General features: G+C 73.2%; 10 protein-coding genes. 5 read left to right on the top strand and 5 right to left on the bottom strand.

Translation table 11 applies throughout. The annotated features are described in order from the left end of the window. Positions 1-67 precede the first annotated feature (67 nt). Complete coding sequence (locus ACZ3ZE_RS17865; protein WP_361165461.1) at positions 68-484, top strand: RidA family protein; 417 nt, start codon at positions 68-70, stop codon at positions 482-484. Here ACZ3ZE_RS17865 and ACZ3ZE_RS17860 read toward each other — a convergent pair. Then, positions 481-1,266 (bottom strand): GDSL-type esterase/lipase family protein, encoded by a 786-nt coding sequence (locus tag ACZ3ZE_RS17860; protein WP_442303719.1) that lies wholly within the window; start codon positions 1,264-1,266, stop codon positions 481-483. The genes ACZ3ZE_RS17865 and ACZ3ZE_RS17860 overlap by 4 nt on opposite strands. A gap of 79 nt (positions 1,267-1,345) precedes the next feature. Here ACZ3ZE_RS17860 and ACZ3ZE_RS17855 point away from each other — a divergent pair, with 79 nt between their 5' ends. Next, complete coding sequence (locus ACZ3ZE_RS17855) at positions 1,346-2,329, top strand: WD40 repeat domain-containing protein (protein WP_467259669.1); 984 nt, start codon at positions 1,346-1,348, stop codon at positions 2,327-2,329. Positions 2,330-2,472: 143 nt separating this feature from the next. Here the strand turns inward: ACZ3ZE_RS17855 and serC are convergent, their stop codons facing one another. After that, complete coding sequence (gene serC / locus ACZ3ZE_RS17850; protein ID WP_361165470.1) at positions 2,473-3,591, bottom strand: phosphoserine transaminase; 1,119 nt, start codon at positions 3,589-3,591, stop codon at positions 2,473-2,475. Positions 3,592-3,642: 51 nt separating this feature from the next. On the opposite strand from serC, the gene ACZ3ZE_RS17845 reads away from it, so the two are divergent. Further along, complete coding sequence (locus ACZ3ZE_RS17845) at positions 3,643-6,510, top strand: FAD-binding and (Fe-S)-binding domain-containing protein (protein ID WP_467259667.1); 2,868 nt, start codon at positions 3,643-3,645, stop codon at positions 6,508-6,510. Between the two features lie 86 nt (positions 6,511-6,596). Here ACZ3ZE_RS17845 and ACZ3ZE_RS17840 read toward each other — a convergent pair whose 3' ends face one another. Next, positions 6,597-7,511, bottom strand: coding sequence for a LysR family transcriptional regulator (locus tag ACZ3ZE_RS17840; RefSeq protein ID WP_467259812.1), 915 nt, complete (start codon positions 7,509-7,511; stop codon positions 6,597-6,599). A gap of 143 nt (positions 7,512-7,654) precedes the next feature. On the opposite strand from ACZ3ZE_RS17840, the gene ACZ3ZE_RS17835 reads away from it, so the two are divergent. Both ACZ3ZE_RS17835 and ACZ3ZE_RS17830 read left to right on the top strand, forming a co-directional pair. Further along, positions 7,655-8,581, top strand: a complete 927-nt coding sequence (locus ACZ3ZE_RS17835; RefSeq protein ID WP_361166361.1) for an EamA family transporter — start codon at positions 7,655-7,657, stop codon at positions 8,579-8,581. A 62-nt stretch (positions 8,582-8,643) separates the two neighbouring features. Further along, positions 8,644-8,820: a DUF1272 domain-containing protein gene (locus ACZ3ZE_RS17830; protein ID WP_361165479.1), complete on the top strand. Its 177-nt coding sequence runs from the start codon at positions 8,644-8,646 to the stop codon at positions 8,818-8,820. A 51-nt stretch (positions 8,821-8,871) separates the two neighbouring features. Here ACZ3ZE_RS17830 and ACZ3ZE_RS17825 read toward each other — a convergent pair whose 3' ends face one another. Together ACZ3ZE_RS17825 and ACZ3ZE_RS17820 are read right to left on the bottom strand one after the other, a co-directional pair. Continuing rightward, complete coding sequence (locus ACZ3ZE_RS17825) at positions 8,872-13,128, bottom strand: nSTAND1 domain-containing NTPase (protein WP_467259664.1); 4,257 nt, start codon at positions 13,126-13,128, stop codon at positions 8,872-8,874. Between the two features lie 199 nt (positions 13,129-13,327). Continuing rightward, positions 13,328-14,335 carry a hypothetical protein gene (locus ACZ3ZE_RS17820; protein WP_467259661.1) on the bottom strand — a complete coding sequence of 336 codons (1,008 nt, stop codon included), beginning with the start codon at positions 14,333-14,335 and terminating at the stop codon, positions 13,328-13,330. Positions 14,336-14,436: the final 101 nt, after the last annotated feature.

Raw genomic sequence — 14,436 nt, 5'->3', positions numbered from 1 at the left:
CGGGCGCGGTGTCCGACGCCGAACCGGAGGTCTCCACCTTCGCCAACCGCCTGACGAGAGCAGCCTGATGACCGACAGCACCACCCACGACACCACCCCGCGCAGGAACATCGCCTCCGGGTCCCCGCTCGAACCCGAGATCGGCTTCTGCCGGGCCGTTCGCAAGGGCGCGCACGTCGCCGTCGCCGGGACCGCGCCCATCGGCGCCGACGGCGGCACCGTCGGCCCGGGTGACGTCCACGCGCAGACCGTGCGCTGCCTCGACATCGCCGAGGCCGCGCTCAAGGAGGCGGGCGCCTCGCTGGAGGACGTGGTCCGCACCCGCATCATGCTCACCGACGTGACGACCTGGAAGGAGGCCGCCCGCGCCCACGGCGAACGCTTCGCCGGCATACGCCCGGTGACCACCTTCGTGGAGGTCTCGCGCTTCATCGACCCGCTGTGGCTGGTCGAGATCGAGGTCGACGCGATCGTCGGCGACTAGGGCATGTCGTCAAACTCCCGTCTGCCCCGCGAGTTTGACGACAGGCCCTTGGGCCCGGGGTCCGGACCCTGGAGCCGAGGGCGGCCGGTCCTGCCCCCGCCCTCGCCCCGGTACGGGCCGCCCACGCCCCACGCCTGGTGCATCGCGTCGGCGAAGGCCGCCGCCAGCTTGTGCTCGCCCGTGGGGCCCGGGTGGGTGCCGTCGTAGGTGTCCGTGTGGATGTCGTACGACTCCGGGACCGAGCCGAGCAGCAGCGGCGAGGCCGCCGAGTCCAGGTCCGCGACGGTCTTCGCGAGCAGCTCGTTGAAGCGGGCGCACTCGGCGGCGAAGGGCGCCTCGGCCTCGGCCCGCACGTTCGGTATGACGGGCAGCAGCACGGCCCTGACCCGGGGGTTCGCCGCGCGGGCGGCGGCCAGGAAGGCGCGGACGTTCTCCGCCGTCTGGTCGCTGTTCGTGTAGAAACCCAGGTCGATCAGGCCCAGCGAGATCAGCAGCACGTCCGCGCCGGTCGCCGTCACCGTCGGGCCGATCAGGGGCGCCATATGCAGCCAGCCCTCGCCCCAGCCGGCCAGATGGCGGCGCGCCCCGGCCGGGAACAGCGGATCGGCGTAGGCGTACGACACGGCGGCGTCGGACCCGGTCTCGTACAGCGCGGTACGCGGGCCGACGATCTCGTACGCCCCGGGCAGGACGGTCTCCAGGTGCCGCCACATGCGGTAGCGCCAGGTGAAGTCGCCGGCGCGTCCGATGGTCATGCTGTCGCCGACGAACAGAAAACGCATGGCGACCATCATCACCGACCGGCGGCGGGCCCTGCGACGTGATCCCCGACACCCGGACCGCCATGGCAGGCTGGACGGCATGCGACCTGCTCTGTGCGCCCTCGGAACGGCGGCCCTCGTCCTCCTCACGGCGGTCCCCGCGGTGGCGGCGGACGCCGACCGGGACTTCACCATCGAGGACCCGCGGATCACCGAGTCCAGCGGCCTCGCCGCCAGCCGCGCGCACCCCGGCATCTACTGGACGCACAACGACCAGGACGCCCCACTCATCTACGGCGTCGACTCCCGCACCGGCGAGACGGTGGCGACCCTCACGATGAAGGGCGTCGGCACGCCCCGCGACATGGAGGGCATCTCCGTCGGCCCGGACGGCGCCATCTACGTCGGCGACATCGGCGACAACCTCGACGGCTCCTGGGACCACGTCTGGATCTACCGCTTCCCCGAGCCGAAGGAGCTGAAGGACCAGACCGTCCGGGCCACCCAGTACGACGTGAAGTACGCCGACGGGGCCCGCAACGCCGAGGCGCTGATGGTGCATCCGAAGACCGGCCGGGTCTACATCGCCAGCAAGAACGAGGACGGCGGCGGCCTCTACCAGGGCCCCGAACGGCTCACCACCTCCGACACCAACGTCTTCCGCCGCGTCGACGAGGTCCCCTGGGTGACCGACGGCGCCTTCTCCCCGTCCGGCGACCGGCTCGTCCTGCGCGGCTACTTCATGGCCAAGGAGTACACCTGGAAGAACGGGCGCCTCGGCGACGAGGGCACCGCCGTAGGCGCCCCCTTCCAGGGCCAGTCGGAGTCCGTGACGTACACACCGGACGGCTCCGCCTTCATGTTCGGCTCGGAGGGGAAGAAGAGCCGGGTCGTCCGGGTGGACCGCGAGGGCGGCTCCGAAAGCCCGTCGGGGAAGCCGTCGGGGACCTCGGGCGCCTCACCCGACTCCCCGTCGGCCTCCCCCTCGAAGGGCGGCACCGGCAACGCCACCCTCGGCTTCCTCGTCCTCGCCGGCGCCACCGTCCTCGTGGTCGGCGTCAAGCGCCTGCTGCGGAAGAACTGAGCCGGCGCCCGGACGGGCGGCGACCACCGCCGGCCGGCCCCGCTCCTCCTGGAGTCCGGGCCGGGCGGCGGGACCGGACATGACGGAGGCCCGGCGTCGGACGACTCCGACGCCGGGCCCTCGCACGTGGGGCGGGCCGCCCGTTACAGCTTCTCGATCACGTAGTCGACGCAGGCCGTCAGGGCCCGCACGTCGGCCGGGTCGATCGCCGGGAACATCGCGATGCGGAGCTGGTTGCGGCCCAGCTTGCGGTACGGCTCGGTGTCGATGATGCCGTTGGCGCGCAGCACCTTGGCGACGGCCGCCGCGTCGATCTCGTCCGCGAAGTCGATCGTGCCGATGACCTGCGAGCGCTTCGCCGGGTCGGTGACGAACGGGGTCGCGTACTTCGACTCCTCGGCCCAGCCGTACAGGGCGTCCGAGGACTCCTTCGTACGGGCCACGGCCCAGTCGAGACCGCCCTGGCCGTTGATCCACTTCAGCTGCTCGTTGAGCAGGAAGAGGGTCGCGAGCGCCGGGGTGTTGTACGTCTGGTTCTTCAGCGAGTTGTCGATCGCGGTCGGCAGGCTGAAGAACTCCGGGATGTGCCGCCCCGAGGCGTGGACGCGCTGGGCGCGCTCCAGCGCGGCGGGGGAGAACGCCGCCAGCCACAGACCGCCGTCGGCGGCGAAGGACTTCTGCGGGGCGAAGTAGTAGACGTCGGTCTCGGCGATGTCGACGGGCAGACCGCCGGCGCCGGAGGTCGCGTCGACCAGGACGAGCGCGCCCTCGTCGGCGCCCGCGACCCGCTTCAGCGGGGCGGCGACACCGGTGGAGGTCTCGTTGTGGGTGTAGGCGTAGACGTCGACGCCCGCCTCGGCCACCGGCTCCGGGTGGGTGCCCGGGTCGGAGGAGATCACGGTCGGCTCGGCCAGCCACGGGGCCAGCTTCGCGGCCTTCGCGAACTTCGAGGAGAACTCGCCGAAGGTGAGGTGCTGCGACTTGTTCTCGATCAGACCGTGGGTCGCGACGTCCCAGAAGGCGGTCGAACCGCCGTTGCCCAGGATCACCTCGTAGCCCTCGGGCAGCGAGAACAGGTCACTGATGCCGGTACGCACCTCGCCGACCAGGTCCTTGACCCGGGCCTGGCGGTGCGACGTACCGAGGTAGGAGGTGCCGGTGGCGGCCAGGGCGTCCAGCGCCTCCGTCCGCACCTTGGAGGGGCCCGCGCCGAAACGGCCATCGGCGGGCTTGATGTCAGCGGGAATCTGGATATCGGCCACGAGGCGGAGCGTATCCGGTCGGCGGAGCCGAGGTTGCGGGATGTCCGCCCGATGAGACAAGGACTGAGACACTCTGTAGTCGTGGGATCACACGAACACGCGGCACCGGAACTGGCGGACGCCCTGCGCGCGGCGGTCGCCGGCGACGTCGACTTCAGCACCACCGCCCGCGCCCTGACCTCGATGGACGCCTCCAACTACCGGCGGGTCCCGCTCGGCGTCGTCGCCCCCCGGGACGCCGACGACGTGGCCGCGGCGCTCGCCGTCTGCCGCACGTACGGGGTACCCGTCGTCCCCCGGGGAGGGGGCACGTCCATCGCCGGACAGGCCACCGGAACGGGTGTCGTGCTCGACCTCACCCGGCACCTGCGCTCCCTCGTCTCCCTCGACCCCGAGGCGCGCACCGCCGTCGTCCAGCCCGGTCTCGTCCTCGACCGGCTGCGCGAGGCGGCCCGCCCGCACGGGCTGACCTTCGGCCCCGACCCGTCCACGCACAGCCGCTGCACGCTCGGCGGAATGATCGGCAACAACGCCTGCGGCTCGCACTCGGTGGCCTGGGGCACGACCGCCGACAACGTCCGCGGCCTCGACGTCCTGACGTACGGCGGCGAACGCCTCCGGCCCGGCCGCGACTGGCAGGGCGCGCCCGCCGGGCTGCGCGAGCTGATCGGGCGCAACCTGGCGCCCCTGCGGACCGGTTACCCCGACGGCCTGCCCCGCCGGATCTCCGGCTACGCCCTGGACGCGCTGCTGCCGGAGCGGGGCGCGGACGTGGCCCGCTTCCTCTGCGGCAGCGAGGGCACCCTGGGCGTGGTCACGGAGGCCGAGCTGCGGTTGGTTCCGCTCCCTGCGGAACCAACCCTCCTCGTGCTCGGCTACCCGGACGAGAGCGCGGCGGCGGACGCGGCGGCGGGACTGCTCCCGTACGGGCCGCTGACCGTGGAGGGCATGGCCGCCGACCTCGTACGCGGCGCGGGCGGCGCGGCCGCCGGGCTGCCCCGGGGCGGTGCCTGGCTGTTCGTCGAGGCCGACGGGGCCCCGGCCGCCGCCGAACTGGCCCGGGCGGCCGATGCCCTGGACTCCCTGCTGGTCGCCGACCCGGCCGGGCAGCGGGCGCTGTGGCGCATCCGGGAGGACGCGGCGGGGACGGCGACCCGGATGCCAGGGGGAGGGGAGGCCTGGCCCGGCTGGGAGGACTGCGCGGTGCCGCCGGCGCGGCTCGGCGCGTATCTGCGCGCGTTCCGCTCGCTGCTGAAGGAATTCGGCCTGCGGGGCACCCCGTACGGGCACTTCGGCGACGGCTGTGTCCACGTCCGTATCGACTTCGACCTCTACACGGGCCACGGCGTACGGGACTTCCGCCGCTTCTCCGAGGCGGTGGCCGAGCTCGTCGTCGCGCACGGCGGCTCCCTGTCGGGCGAGCACGGCGACGGCAAGGCGCGGGCCGAACTGCTGCCGCGCATGTACGGGGACGAGCTCGTCGGCCTGTTCGGCGCGGTCAAGGACCTGTGGGACCCGGCGGGCGGCCTCAACCCCGGCATGCTGGTCCGCCCCGAGCCGCTGGACTCCGGGCTCCGCTTCCCCGACCTGCCCGTGGTGGGCCTCGGCCGCGAGGTCGCCCGCTGTGTCGGCGTCGCCAAATGCCGGACGGAAGGCCCGAGTTCGGGGCCCGGTGTGATGTGCCCGTCGTACCGGGCGACCGGAGAGGAACGGCACTCCACCCGTGGCCGGGCCCGGCTGCTCCACGAGATGGCGCTCGGTGAGATCATCACGGACGGCGCCCGTTCGGAGGAGGTCCGCGAGGCGCTCGACCTGTGCCTGTCCTGCAAGGGCTGCCGCAGCGACTGCCCGGCGGGCGTCGACATGGCCGCGTACAAGGCGCGGTTCACGGAGGAGTACTACGCGGGACGGCCCTGGGCGCGGCCCCGCTCGCACTGGACGATGGGCGGCCTGCCGCGCCTCCTCGACCACTTCGGCCCCGCCCTCAACGCGGCGACGCGGCTGCCCTTCGCGGCCCGGCTCGCGGGCGTCACACCGCAACGGGCCCTGCCGAGGGTGGCTCGGGAGTCGTTCACGTCCTGGTTCGGCGAACGCGCCTCGGACCGCGCCCCGGCCCTCACCCTGTGGCCCGACACGTTCACCGACCACCTCGCCCCCGAGGCCGGCCACGCCGCCGTCCGCGTCCTGGAGGACGCCGGGCTGGGCGTCACCCTGCCCCCCGGCAGGGTCTGCTGCGGCCTGACGTACGTCTCGGCGGGCCGCTTGGACGCGGCGCGGAAGGTGATGCGCAGGACGCTGGACGTGATGGTGGGGGACGGGGAGGGGGCCGCGGGGGACGGGGCGGGTCCTTCCCGTCCGGGCGGCGGCACCACCCCTCCCGGCGGGCTCGCCGTCCCCCGGCCCGTCGTCGTCCTGGAGCCCTCCTGCGCGGCCACCCTCCGCTCCGACCTCCCCGAACTCCTCCCGGACGACCCGCGCGCCGCCCTCCTCGCCGCCTCCGTCCGCACCTTCGCCGAGGCCCTGGAGGAACTGGCCCCCGACTGGGTCCCGCCCAGGGTCGCCCACCCGGTCACCGGCCAGACGCACTGCCACCAGCACGCGGTCCTGGGCGACGCGGCCGACCGCAGGTTGCGCGAACGGGCCGGTATGGACGGTGAGTTGGCGGGCGGGTGCTGCGGGCTCGCCGGGAACTTCGGCTTCGAGCCGGGCCACGAGCAGGTCTCCGCCGCCTGCGCCGAGGACCAACTGCTGCCCGCCCTGCGCGCCGCCCCGCCGCACGCCCTCGTCCTCGCGGACGGCTTCTCCTGCCGCACCCAGATCGCGCACACGGCCCCGGACCGGCACGCCCGCCACCTGGCGGAGGTCCTCGCGGAGGCGCTGGAGGAGGAGGGGCCGGGGGAGCGGCGGAGGGAGCGGTAGAGGGAGCGGCAGGGGGAGAGGTAGGGAGGGGGAGGCCTGACGGGTGTCGTCGCCCAGAGGGCGCGGCCGAGGTTCCGTACGCGGGCCTAAGGGGTGCCCGCCCGCCCCTCCCGCGCGATCTCCCGCGCCAGCTCCACCAGCGCCCCCACCGCCGGGTGCCGGTCGGCCTCCCGCCAGGCCAGCAGGACCGGTACCGGCGGGGTGTCGGTCAGGGGGCGGTAGGCGACGCCCGGGTGGGGGTGGAGGGTGGCCGTCGAGGCGGAGGTGACGCCGATGCCCCGGGCGGCGGCGATCGTGCTGAGCCAGTCGTCGGTGTTGGCGACGGTCAGGGTGGTGCGGGGGCGGGCGGTGGCGGGCCAGAGGTCGAGGGTGGTGGTGCCCGAGACCGGGTTCAGGATCGCGGTCTCGGTCGCGAGGTCCGCCAGGGTCAGCGACGTGCGCGCGGCCAGCGGGCTGTCCGCCGGGACCGCCGCCACCCGCTCCTCGGTGAGCAGCTCCTCGGTCGCCAGGCCCGGGAGTTCGACCGGCCCGCGGAGCAGCGCCGCGTCCACCTCGCCGCGCAGGAGGCCGGCGGTGCGGTCGTCGACGCGGAGGAGTTCGAGCGGGGTGCCGGGGTGTTCGGTCCGCCAGCGGCGCAGCAGGGGGGTCGTGTACGGGCCGAAGGCCGACCAGGCGTGGCCGAGGCGCAGCGGGCGGTGCCGGAGGAGTTCCGGGTCGACGGCCGTGTCGAAGGCGGTGACCGCGGCGGCGGCCCGGTCCTGGAAGCTCCGCCCCTCGGGGGTGAGGGCGAGGTGGTGGGTGCTGCGGTCGACGAGCCGGGCGCCGAGGTGCCGTTCGAGGGCGGCGAGGGTGCGGGAGACGGCCGGCTGGGTGAGGTGGAGGCGGGTGGCGGCGCGGGTGAGGTTGCCTTCCTCGGCGATGGCGAGGAAGCAGCGGAGGTGGCGGAGCTCGATGTTCGTCCGGCTCATGTCTTCGGAGCATAACCGCAGACCAATCGGCATTTCACATGCCACGCGGAGGCTCCTAGCGTGAAGGTTGGAGCCACGGGGGTCGGTCCATTACTCTGGACTGGTTGGTTCAGAGTAGTGAACTCTTGATCGTTTTCAGTGCAAGGAGCGCGCCGGTGGACAGCCCGGTCAAGGACATAGCCGCCGGCCCCCCGGTCACCGGCGCCCCCAGCCCCGCCGCCGCGAAGGGGCCCGCCGGCCGCGCCCCCCGGGGCACCCGGCTCGGGCCCGTCGCGCTCGTCGTCGCGGGCGGCCTCTCCGTGCAGTTCGGCTCCGCCGTGGCCGTCCTCCTCATGCCCCGGGCCGGTGCCCTCGGCGTCGTCACGCTGCGGCTCGTGCTCGCCGCGGCCGTCCTGCTGATCGTCTGCCGCCCCAAGGTCCGCGGCTACAGCCGCGCCGACTGGGGCACCGTGCTCGCCTTCGGCACCGCCATGTCCGGCATGAACATCCTGTTCTACCTGGCCATCGACCGGATCCCGCTCGGCGCCGCCGTCACCCTCGAAGTGCTCGGCCCGCTCGCCCTCTCCGTCATCGCCTCACGCCGGCTGGCCAACCTGCTCTGGGCGGGCCTCGCCCTCGCCGGTGTCGTCCTGCTCAGCGGCGGCGGCTTCGACCGGCTCGACCCGGCCGGCGCCTGCTTCGCCCTCGCCGCGGGCGCCATGTGGGCCACGTACATCGTCTTCAGCGCCCGCACCGGCCGCCGCTTCCCGCAGGCCGACGGCCTCGCTCTCGCGATGGCGGTCGGCGCGGTCATCAGCCTGCCGTTCGGCATCATCGAGGTCGGCGACCGGCTCCTCGTACCGTCGACCATCGGACTCGGCCTCGCCGTCGCCCTGATGTCCTCGGTCCTCCCGTACACCCTGGAACTGCTCGCCCTGCGCCGCCTCCCCGCCCCCACCTTCGCCATCCTCATGAGCCTGGAACCGGCGATCGCCGCCACCGCGGGCTTCCTCGTCCTGCACCAGGCCCTCGGCCTGACCGACGCGCTCGCCATCGCCCTGGTCATCGCGGCGAGCATGGGCGCGGTCCGGACCCAGATGAAGCGCTCGGGCCTCACGGCCTGATCCCGTCGATCTTTGGCCCGCGGGCGGTTTTCCGGCCCGCGGGCCTTCCGCAGGATGGAGGCATGGCTCTGGACATGCGCGACACCTGCGAACGCTGCGAGACGACCCCCCTGCCCACCGACGGCCCCGCCCGCATCTGCACCTACGAATGCACCTTCTGCGTGCCCTGCGCCGACGAGATGCGCGACGTCTGCCCCAACTGCGGCGGCGAACTGGTGCCCAGGCCCCGCCGCCGGTAGGTACGCGGAACCCGCGTCGTGTTCTCGCGAGAGATGACCGGTATCCCCAGGTCAGGCGCAAGGAGGCTGTGACGGGGTGCCGTCCGGCAGCAGTGCGCGCTCGGCGGCGGTGTAGTCGCGGCCCGCGGCATCGCACAAAGCCCGGAACTGGGCTTCGGGACGCAGGTCGAAGGTCCGGCGGCGCGAGCTGAAGGTCTCCCTCGCGTCTCCGAGGAACACCGTCAGCAGGTTCCCCGACACGGAGGCAGCCGCTCCTTCAGGAACGTTCAGCGTGGCCGAGTCGCGGGCATCGGCCAGGTCGTGGATCGTCACCCGGCCCTTGCTGAAGGTGAGGACCCGGTCCCCGTCGCCGACGCCGATCACGTACCCGTCGGCGGAGGTCGACGTGTTGCCGGGCAGCAGTTCGCTCCCTTCGACATCCCACACCCGGACCTCCCTGCCTCTGGTCTCGACGGCCAGACGGGAACCACGCCCGTCGAAGACGAGCGGACCGGTCGACGGGTCGTCGCCGGTGGTGAACGGCGCTGCGATCGGGAGCCCTGACAGGGTCCTGATGTGCCGGGGCGCGCGCAGATCCCACAGCAGGATGTCGCCGAACGCGGCGCCGCGCCGGGTCACCGCCACGACCTGACCGGGGTGGTGCGGCCGGGGGACGAGCCGGCCCCGGGTGAAGATGTCGTCGATGGTGCCCATGCCGGACCGGTCCGGATCGGGGTGCGCGGGGACCGGGCGCGTCAGGAGGGCCCCGTTGGCGGCATCGACCCGGGCGAGGCGTCCGTCGATCGTCAGCAGGGCGATCTCGCTGCCGCCCAGGGCGGCGACTTCCTCCACCTCGCCTCCCTGGTGCCCTTCTGCCTTCTCCGCCGCCTTCGCCCCGGGCAGGGCACCGTCGAGCGGCACCTTGTCCTTCAGGCTCCCCGCCGGGTACGCGGCGAGCAGGTTGCCGTCCCTGCTCCACACCACGACCCGTCGTGAATCCGCGGTCCAGGTGAGCGACCAGGACGGTGCGTCGTCGAGGAAAGGAAGCGGCACGGACTGCGGCCGGGCGCCGGACGCCTCGACGACCCGCAGACTGCGCTGGTCCGCGACGGCGATGAAGCGCCGGTCCGGGGACACGCTGGAGGCCGCGTCGCCCTCCGTTGCGGCGAACCGCCCACGGTCGTACCGCTCGGCGCGTACGACCATGAGCGCGGTGCCGAGTGGCGCCAGGACGACCACCTCGCCGTCCTTGCGGCGCACCACCGCGAGGCCCGCGCTGGAGGTGTCCGTGTCCCGGGCGCTGGGAATGCGGGCGATGTGGGTTCGCCCGGTGCCCAGGTCGGTCAGGACCTTCTCGTCGTAGAGTCCCGCGTCGGTGCCGCTGGAGGAGTCGTCCGGCGACACGTGGAAACGCCGGGTGCTGTCCGTGCCCCAGGAGACACCGAGCAGTTCGGTACGACGGCCGGGGGCGGTCCCGAGGGGCTGTGCGTACGAGTCGTCACCGTTCCGGCTGATGAGGAGTTCACCACCGGCCCCCAAATGAAGACCTGAGACCAGGTTGTCCTTGACGGTGGCGGTGTACCGCAGCCGAGCGGTGCGCAGGTCTCTGATCTCGATCCGCTTGTCCTCCAAGCCCGGGGTATAGCTGATGGTCACGACGGAATCCGGGTCTGAGGTGAACGCCACCTCCTGCGCTCCCCTCTCGGGGACGAGCCCGTCGGGTACGTGGATGCGCGCACCCGACCCGGTCTCCCACGCCTCGGCGAACGGGGGCGGGCACTTGGGGAGGGGGTCGCAGCGGGACGAGGGCTTCACGGTGAGCAGGAGCCGCTTGCTGTCGCTGCTGAAATCGAGAGTGCTGTTCACCCCTCCGGCCGAGGTGTGGGCGACGGACAGCCGCTCGGGGCGGAGGGGACCGTCCAGGCGCCACAGGAGCACGGCGTCACTGGAGCTTGTGACGGCGAGGAAGCGGCCGTCGGGGCTGAGGGCCTGTTCGCGGACCAGGCCTTTGGGAACGCCGCTCAGCTCCCGTGCGCGCGGCGTGCCGCTCAGGGCGTCGGTGACCACGGTGAACCTGGGGTTGTCGCTGCTTCGCGTCGAGGTGACCACCAGGACGCGACCGTCCGGGGTGGACGTCATGTCCGTGGCACGCCCTTTCCAGACCGACGGGTGGGCGGCGATCAGGTGCTGTCCGCGGACGTACTGGTTCAGCAGGACCTGGCGGGTCGTGGCAGTCGGCCGGGCGTGGTAGGCGGCCAGCGCGAGTTGCAGCGCCGTGGCGGGATCGTCCGACGGGCGCGCCTCGGATGCCTGGGCGAGGAGGCCCGCCGCCTGGACGCGGAGCTGCCGTTCGGCACGTTGCAGGCCACGCCAGGTGGAGATCGCGAGGACGACGGAGAGCGCCGTGAGCACGGCGAGCACGCCCACCGCCGCCCTGCGTGCGCGAACCCTGCGCCGGGAGTGGCGGCGGCTCAACTGGATGTAGGTGCGCTCCTCGGCGGAGACGTCGTGGCTGTGCCCCTGGAGCTTGAGGTCCGCCTCGGTCAGGTCCGCGCCGCTGAGCAGACGCGCGGGATCGCTCCTCCGCGCCTGCCAGCGGCCCACATCGGCGCGCAGCTGCTCCTGCCAGGCGCGGAAGTCCCGGGACTCCACGAGCCATGTCCGAAGGAGCGGCCAGAGTTCGGTCAGTGCTTCGTGGGCCAGGTCGACGATCTCCTCCTGTCCGGATTCTCCCGGGGCGTGCGACAGGACGAGGAGTCTCCCTGATCGGGTCAGCTCGCGGACCAGGGTGAGGAGCTCCGGAGCGAGTGCGGCGGTGCGGGCGGGTCTGCGGACGAACGTGTCGCCGTCTCCCGGCCGGGCCAGCTGCACGAACAATCGGGGCGCGAGCTCTTGCTGGTTCCGTGTCAACGCGGCATGGACGCCGTTCGCGTGTTCGACCAGGGCCCCCGCGATGCCGCCGAACGCGTCGTAGGCGGCATGGGTGAGCATCGAGTTGCCGCGTCGGTGCCACAGCTCGGTCAGGGCGAACTGGACCAGTGGCATCCGCCCCGGCTCGTCGCCCGCGTCCGCGACGATCCTCTCGGGCAGTCCCGGCTCGAACCACAGCCCCGGTACGGCGTCGACGGGAGCCGTGATCGCGCGCTTCAAGTCGGCGTCGCTCAACGGTGCGAGGAACTCCACGGCGTCACTGACGATGTCGGACGTGCCGACCGTCACCAGTGCGTCGAGGGAGTCGGGGCGTGCCGTGGCGACGACCCGCAGGGCTGCCGCACCGCGCCGGCCGGCGAGAACGGACAGCAGGCGGAACAGCTCACGTGCTTCGGCCGGCATGGCGCGTGCGTACTCTTCGAGCTGGTCCACGAAGAGCACGTGACCGGCGCTCGGGCCGCGGGCCAGGACCCGGGCCCGCAGCTCCGCGAGGACGTCTTCTCCGTCGGCGAGGAGCCGGGCCAGGTGCTCGGACCGGGTGAGGCGGTCGATCTCCCCGAGCCCCGGTTCCAGGACATCGGTCAGGACACGGGCGAGAACGGAGGTCGCCCGAGCGCCCGGGACGGGACGCAACTCGGAGGCGCCGACACGTTCGGCGCGTAACTGGGGCAGTACCCCGGCCCGTACCAGGGAGGACTTGCCACATCCGGAGGGCCCCACCACCAGCACCACCGGCCTCTGGCGAAGGGCCGACACCACCCGGTTGGTGTCGGCGTCACGGCCATGGAAGAACTCCGACTGTTCCTCCGTGAAGGACTCCAGTCCCTGGAACGGGCAACGCGCCGGGATGGTCCGCTCGTCGATCAGATCGGACGACGGCAGCAGATAAGCGGTGCTCTCCCCTCGGTGCGCGGCGACGGTCATGCCGACGACCCCACCCTGGGCGTCGTCCCACACCGGGGACCCGCTGAACCCCTCCGTGACGCGAGGCCCGGGCAGATGCGCCTCCATCTGCAGGAGCCCCGCCCCCATGCCGGCGCGCAGGGTGCCCAGGACCCAGACTCCGTCATCCGCGCCGACCGGGTGTCCGAACACCCGGAACGGATGCTCCCAGACCGCGGTGCCGTCGACGAGCCCCGCCGGCCGCGCGCCCTCGACGGTCCGGTCGAGCCGCAGCAGGGCGACATCGGCCCCTCCGTGGCGCCAGGAGACCACACTCGCCCGCGCGGAGGGACCGGCGGACAGGAGCGGGAAGTCGAGGCTCACCGACCCGTCGGGCGCCTCGTCCACGGGCGCCGGCAGACCGAGGGCCTCCTCGACGACGTGTGCGCAGGTGCACACCAGGTCCGCGGCGACCAGGAATCCGGCACCGACCACGTCACCGTCAACCGAGAGCATCCGCACCTGAGAAGCCCCCAGAATGTCGCTCCGCCACTCTGCGGCCATGGCCCTGCTTCCCTTCGCCCCAGGACAACGTCCCCACGGTCCACCGCCTCCACGGGAGGGACAACGTACCGCGCTGGTACCGCTGTTGACGGCTGGAAGCGGGACGCCGATGGGGGCGGTGCCTGCCGCCCCGGGCTTCGCCGCCGCCGCGTCACCGCCGCCTGGCCCCCGCCCGGCGGGTACGCACGAGCAGTGCGCCCGTGCCGGCCAGCGCGACCACCGTGGCGGCGAGGGCCGTCAGGGGGGCCGGGCTCGTGGGCGTGAGGCCGCCGGCGGCCGGGCCCGGCGCCTTCGTGATCGTGAAGGTCGCGAGGTCCCTGTGGTTGGCTTCGTTCGGGTCGAGGGGGTTGGGCAGCACCAGCCCGGACCAGACCTTGTACGTCGTCCCCGCCGCCTTCGCCGGGAACTTCCAGGTGAAGGGGAACGTGGCTGTCGCGCCGGGGGCCAGCTCCTTGAAGTGGTCGCAGGTCAGCGAGCCGGGATCGGGCCAGCAGGACGCGTGGTAGCCGCTCGGCCAGTAGTCGCCGATGCCCAGCCCCACGGCTTTGAGTTCGACGGGGCCCGGGCCGTGGTTGGTGACCACGACCTCGGTCTCCACCGTCTCCCCGGGGTGTACGGGGCCCGGCGGGACCTTCCACTCCAGGCTCAGGTCGCCGGACGTGCGGACCTCGGCCTTCACGGTCGAGGTGTTGTTCTCCGGTTTGCCGTCGACCGCGTCGCCGATGTCGGCGGTCACCGTGAACGGCAGGGACGTGCCCGGTGCCACGTCCGTGCCCACCCTGACGAACACCGAGGTCCCGACCTGCTTCCGCCGCCCGTCCGGCGGCACGCACGTGACGCTGCGGCCGTCGGCGGCCGGGGTGCACGTGGCGTCGGCCGCGCCGTCGTCCCCGCCCGATCGTTCGTAGGTGACGCCCGCGGGCAGCGCGAGCGTCAGGCCCAGCTTCGCCACCTCCCCCGACGTGACGTCGGCGAGGGCCCGTATCTCGACCGTCCCGCCCGGGTAGATCTGCGCCTGCTCGGTCTGGGCCTGCGCCTCGACGTCCACCGGGGCCGGGGCGGGGGCCGCGAGGGCCGCGCCGGGCAGGACGAGGAGCAGGGCCGTCGCCGCTCCGACCCCCGCGAGGCCCGCACGGGCGCGTACTGGTTCGAACCGCATGGGCTGCTCCGTCTCTCCGTACAGGTGCCAGTGCCTGGTACGGACGGTTGGACGGCCCCATGGGGCGAAGAGTTGTACGGATGTACGGGCGGGCGTACGGG

The sequence above is a fragment of the Streptomyces sp. NPDC023157 genome (assembly GCF_055560575.1).
The sequence above is the reverse complement of the archived record's forward strand: the minus strand, read 5'-3'. Positions and strand labels throughout refer to the sequence as shown.

What these genes read in the sequence shown, in the direction of transcription:
- ACZ3ZE_RS17865 (WP_361165461.1), top strand. Translation starts at nt 68, where the DNA reads ATGACCGACAGCACCACCCACGACACCACCCCGCGCAGGAACATCGCC.
- ACZ3ZE_RS17860 (WP_442303719.1), bottom strand. Translation starts at nt 1,266, where the DNA reads ATGCGTTTTCTGTTCGTCGGCGACAGCATGACCATCGGACGCGCCGGC.
- ACZ3ZE_RS17855 (WP_467259669.1), top strand. Translation starts at nt 1,346, where the DNA reads ATGCGACCTGCTCTGTGCGCCCTCGGAACGGCGGCCCTCGTCCTCCTC.
- ACZ3ZE_RS17845 (WP_467259667.1), top strand. Translation starts at nt 3,643, where the DNA reads ATGAGACAAGGACTGAGACACTCTGTAGTCGTGGGATCACACGAACAC.
- ACZ3ZE_RS17840 (WP_467259812.1), bottom strand. Translation starts at nt 7,511, where the DNA reads ATGCCGATTGGTCTGCGGTTATGCTCCGAAGACATGAGCCGGACGAAC.
- ACZ3ZE_RS17830 (WP_361165479.1), top strand. Translation starts at nt 8,644, where the DNA reads ATGGCTCTGGACATGCGCGACACCTGCGAACGCTGCGAGACGACCCCC.
- ACZ3ZE_RS17825 (WP_467259664.1), bottom strand. Translation starts at nt 13,128, where the DNA reads ATGCTCTCGGTTGACGGTGACGTGGTCGGTGCCGGATTCCTGGTCGCC.
- ACZ3ZE_RS17820 (WP_467259661.1), bottom strand. Translation starts at nt 14,335, where the DNA reads ATGCGGTTCGAACCAGTACGCGCCCGTGCGGGCCTCGCGGGGGTCGGA.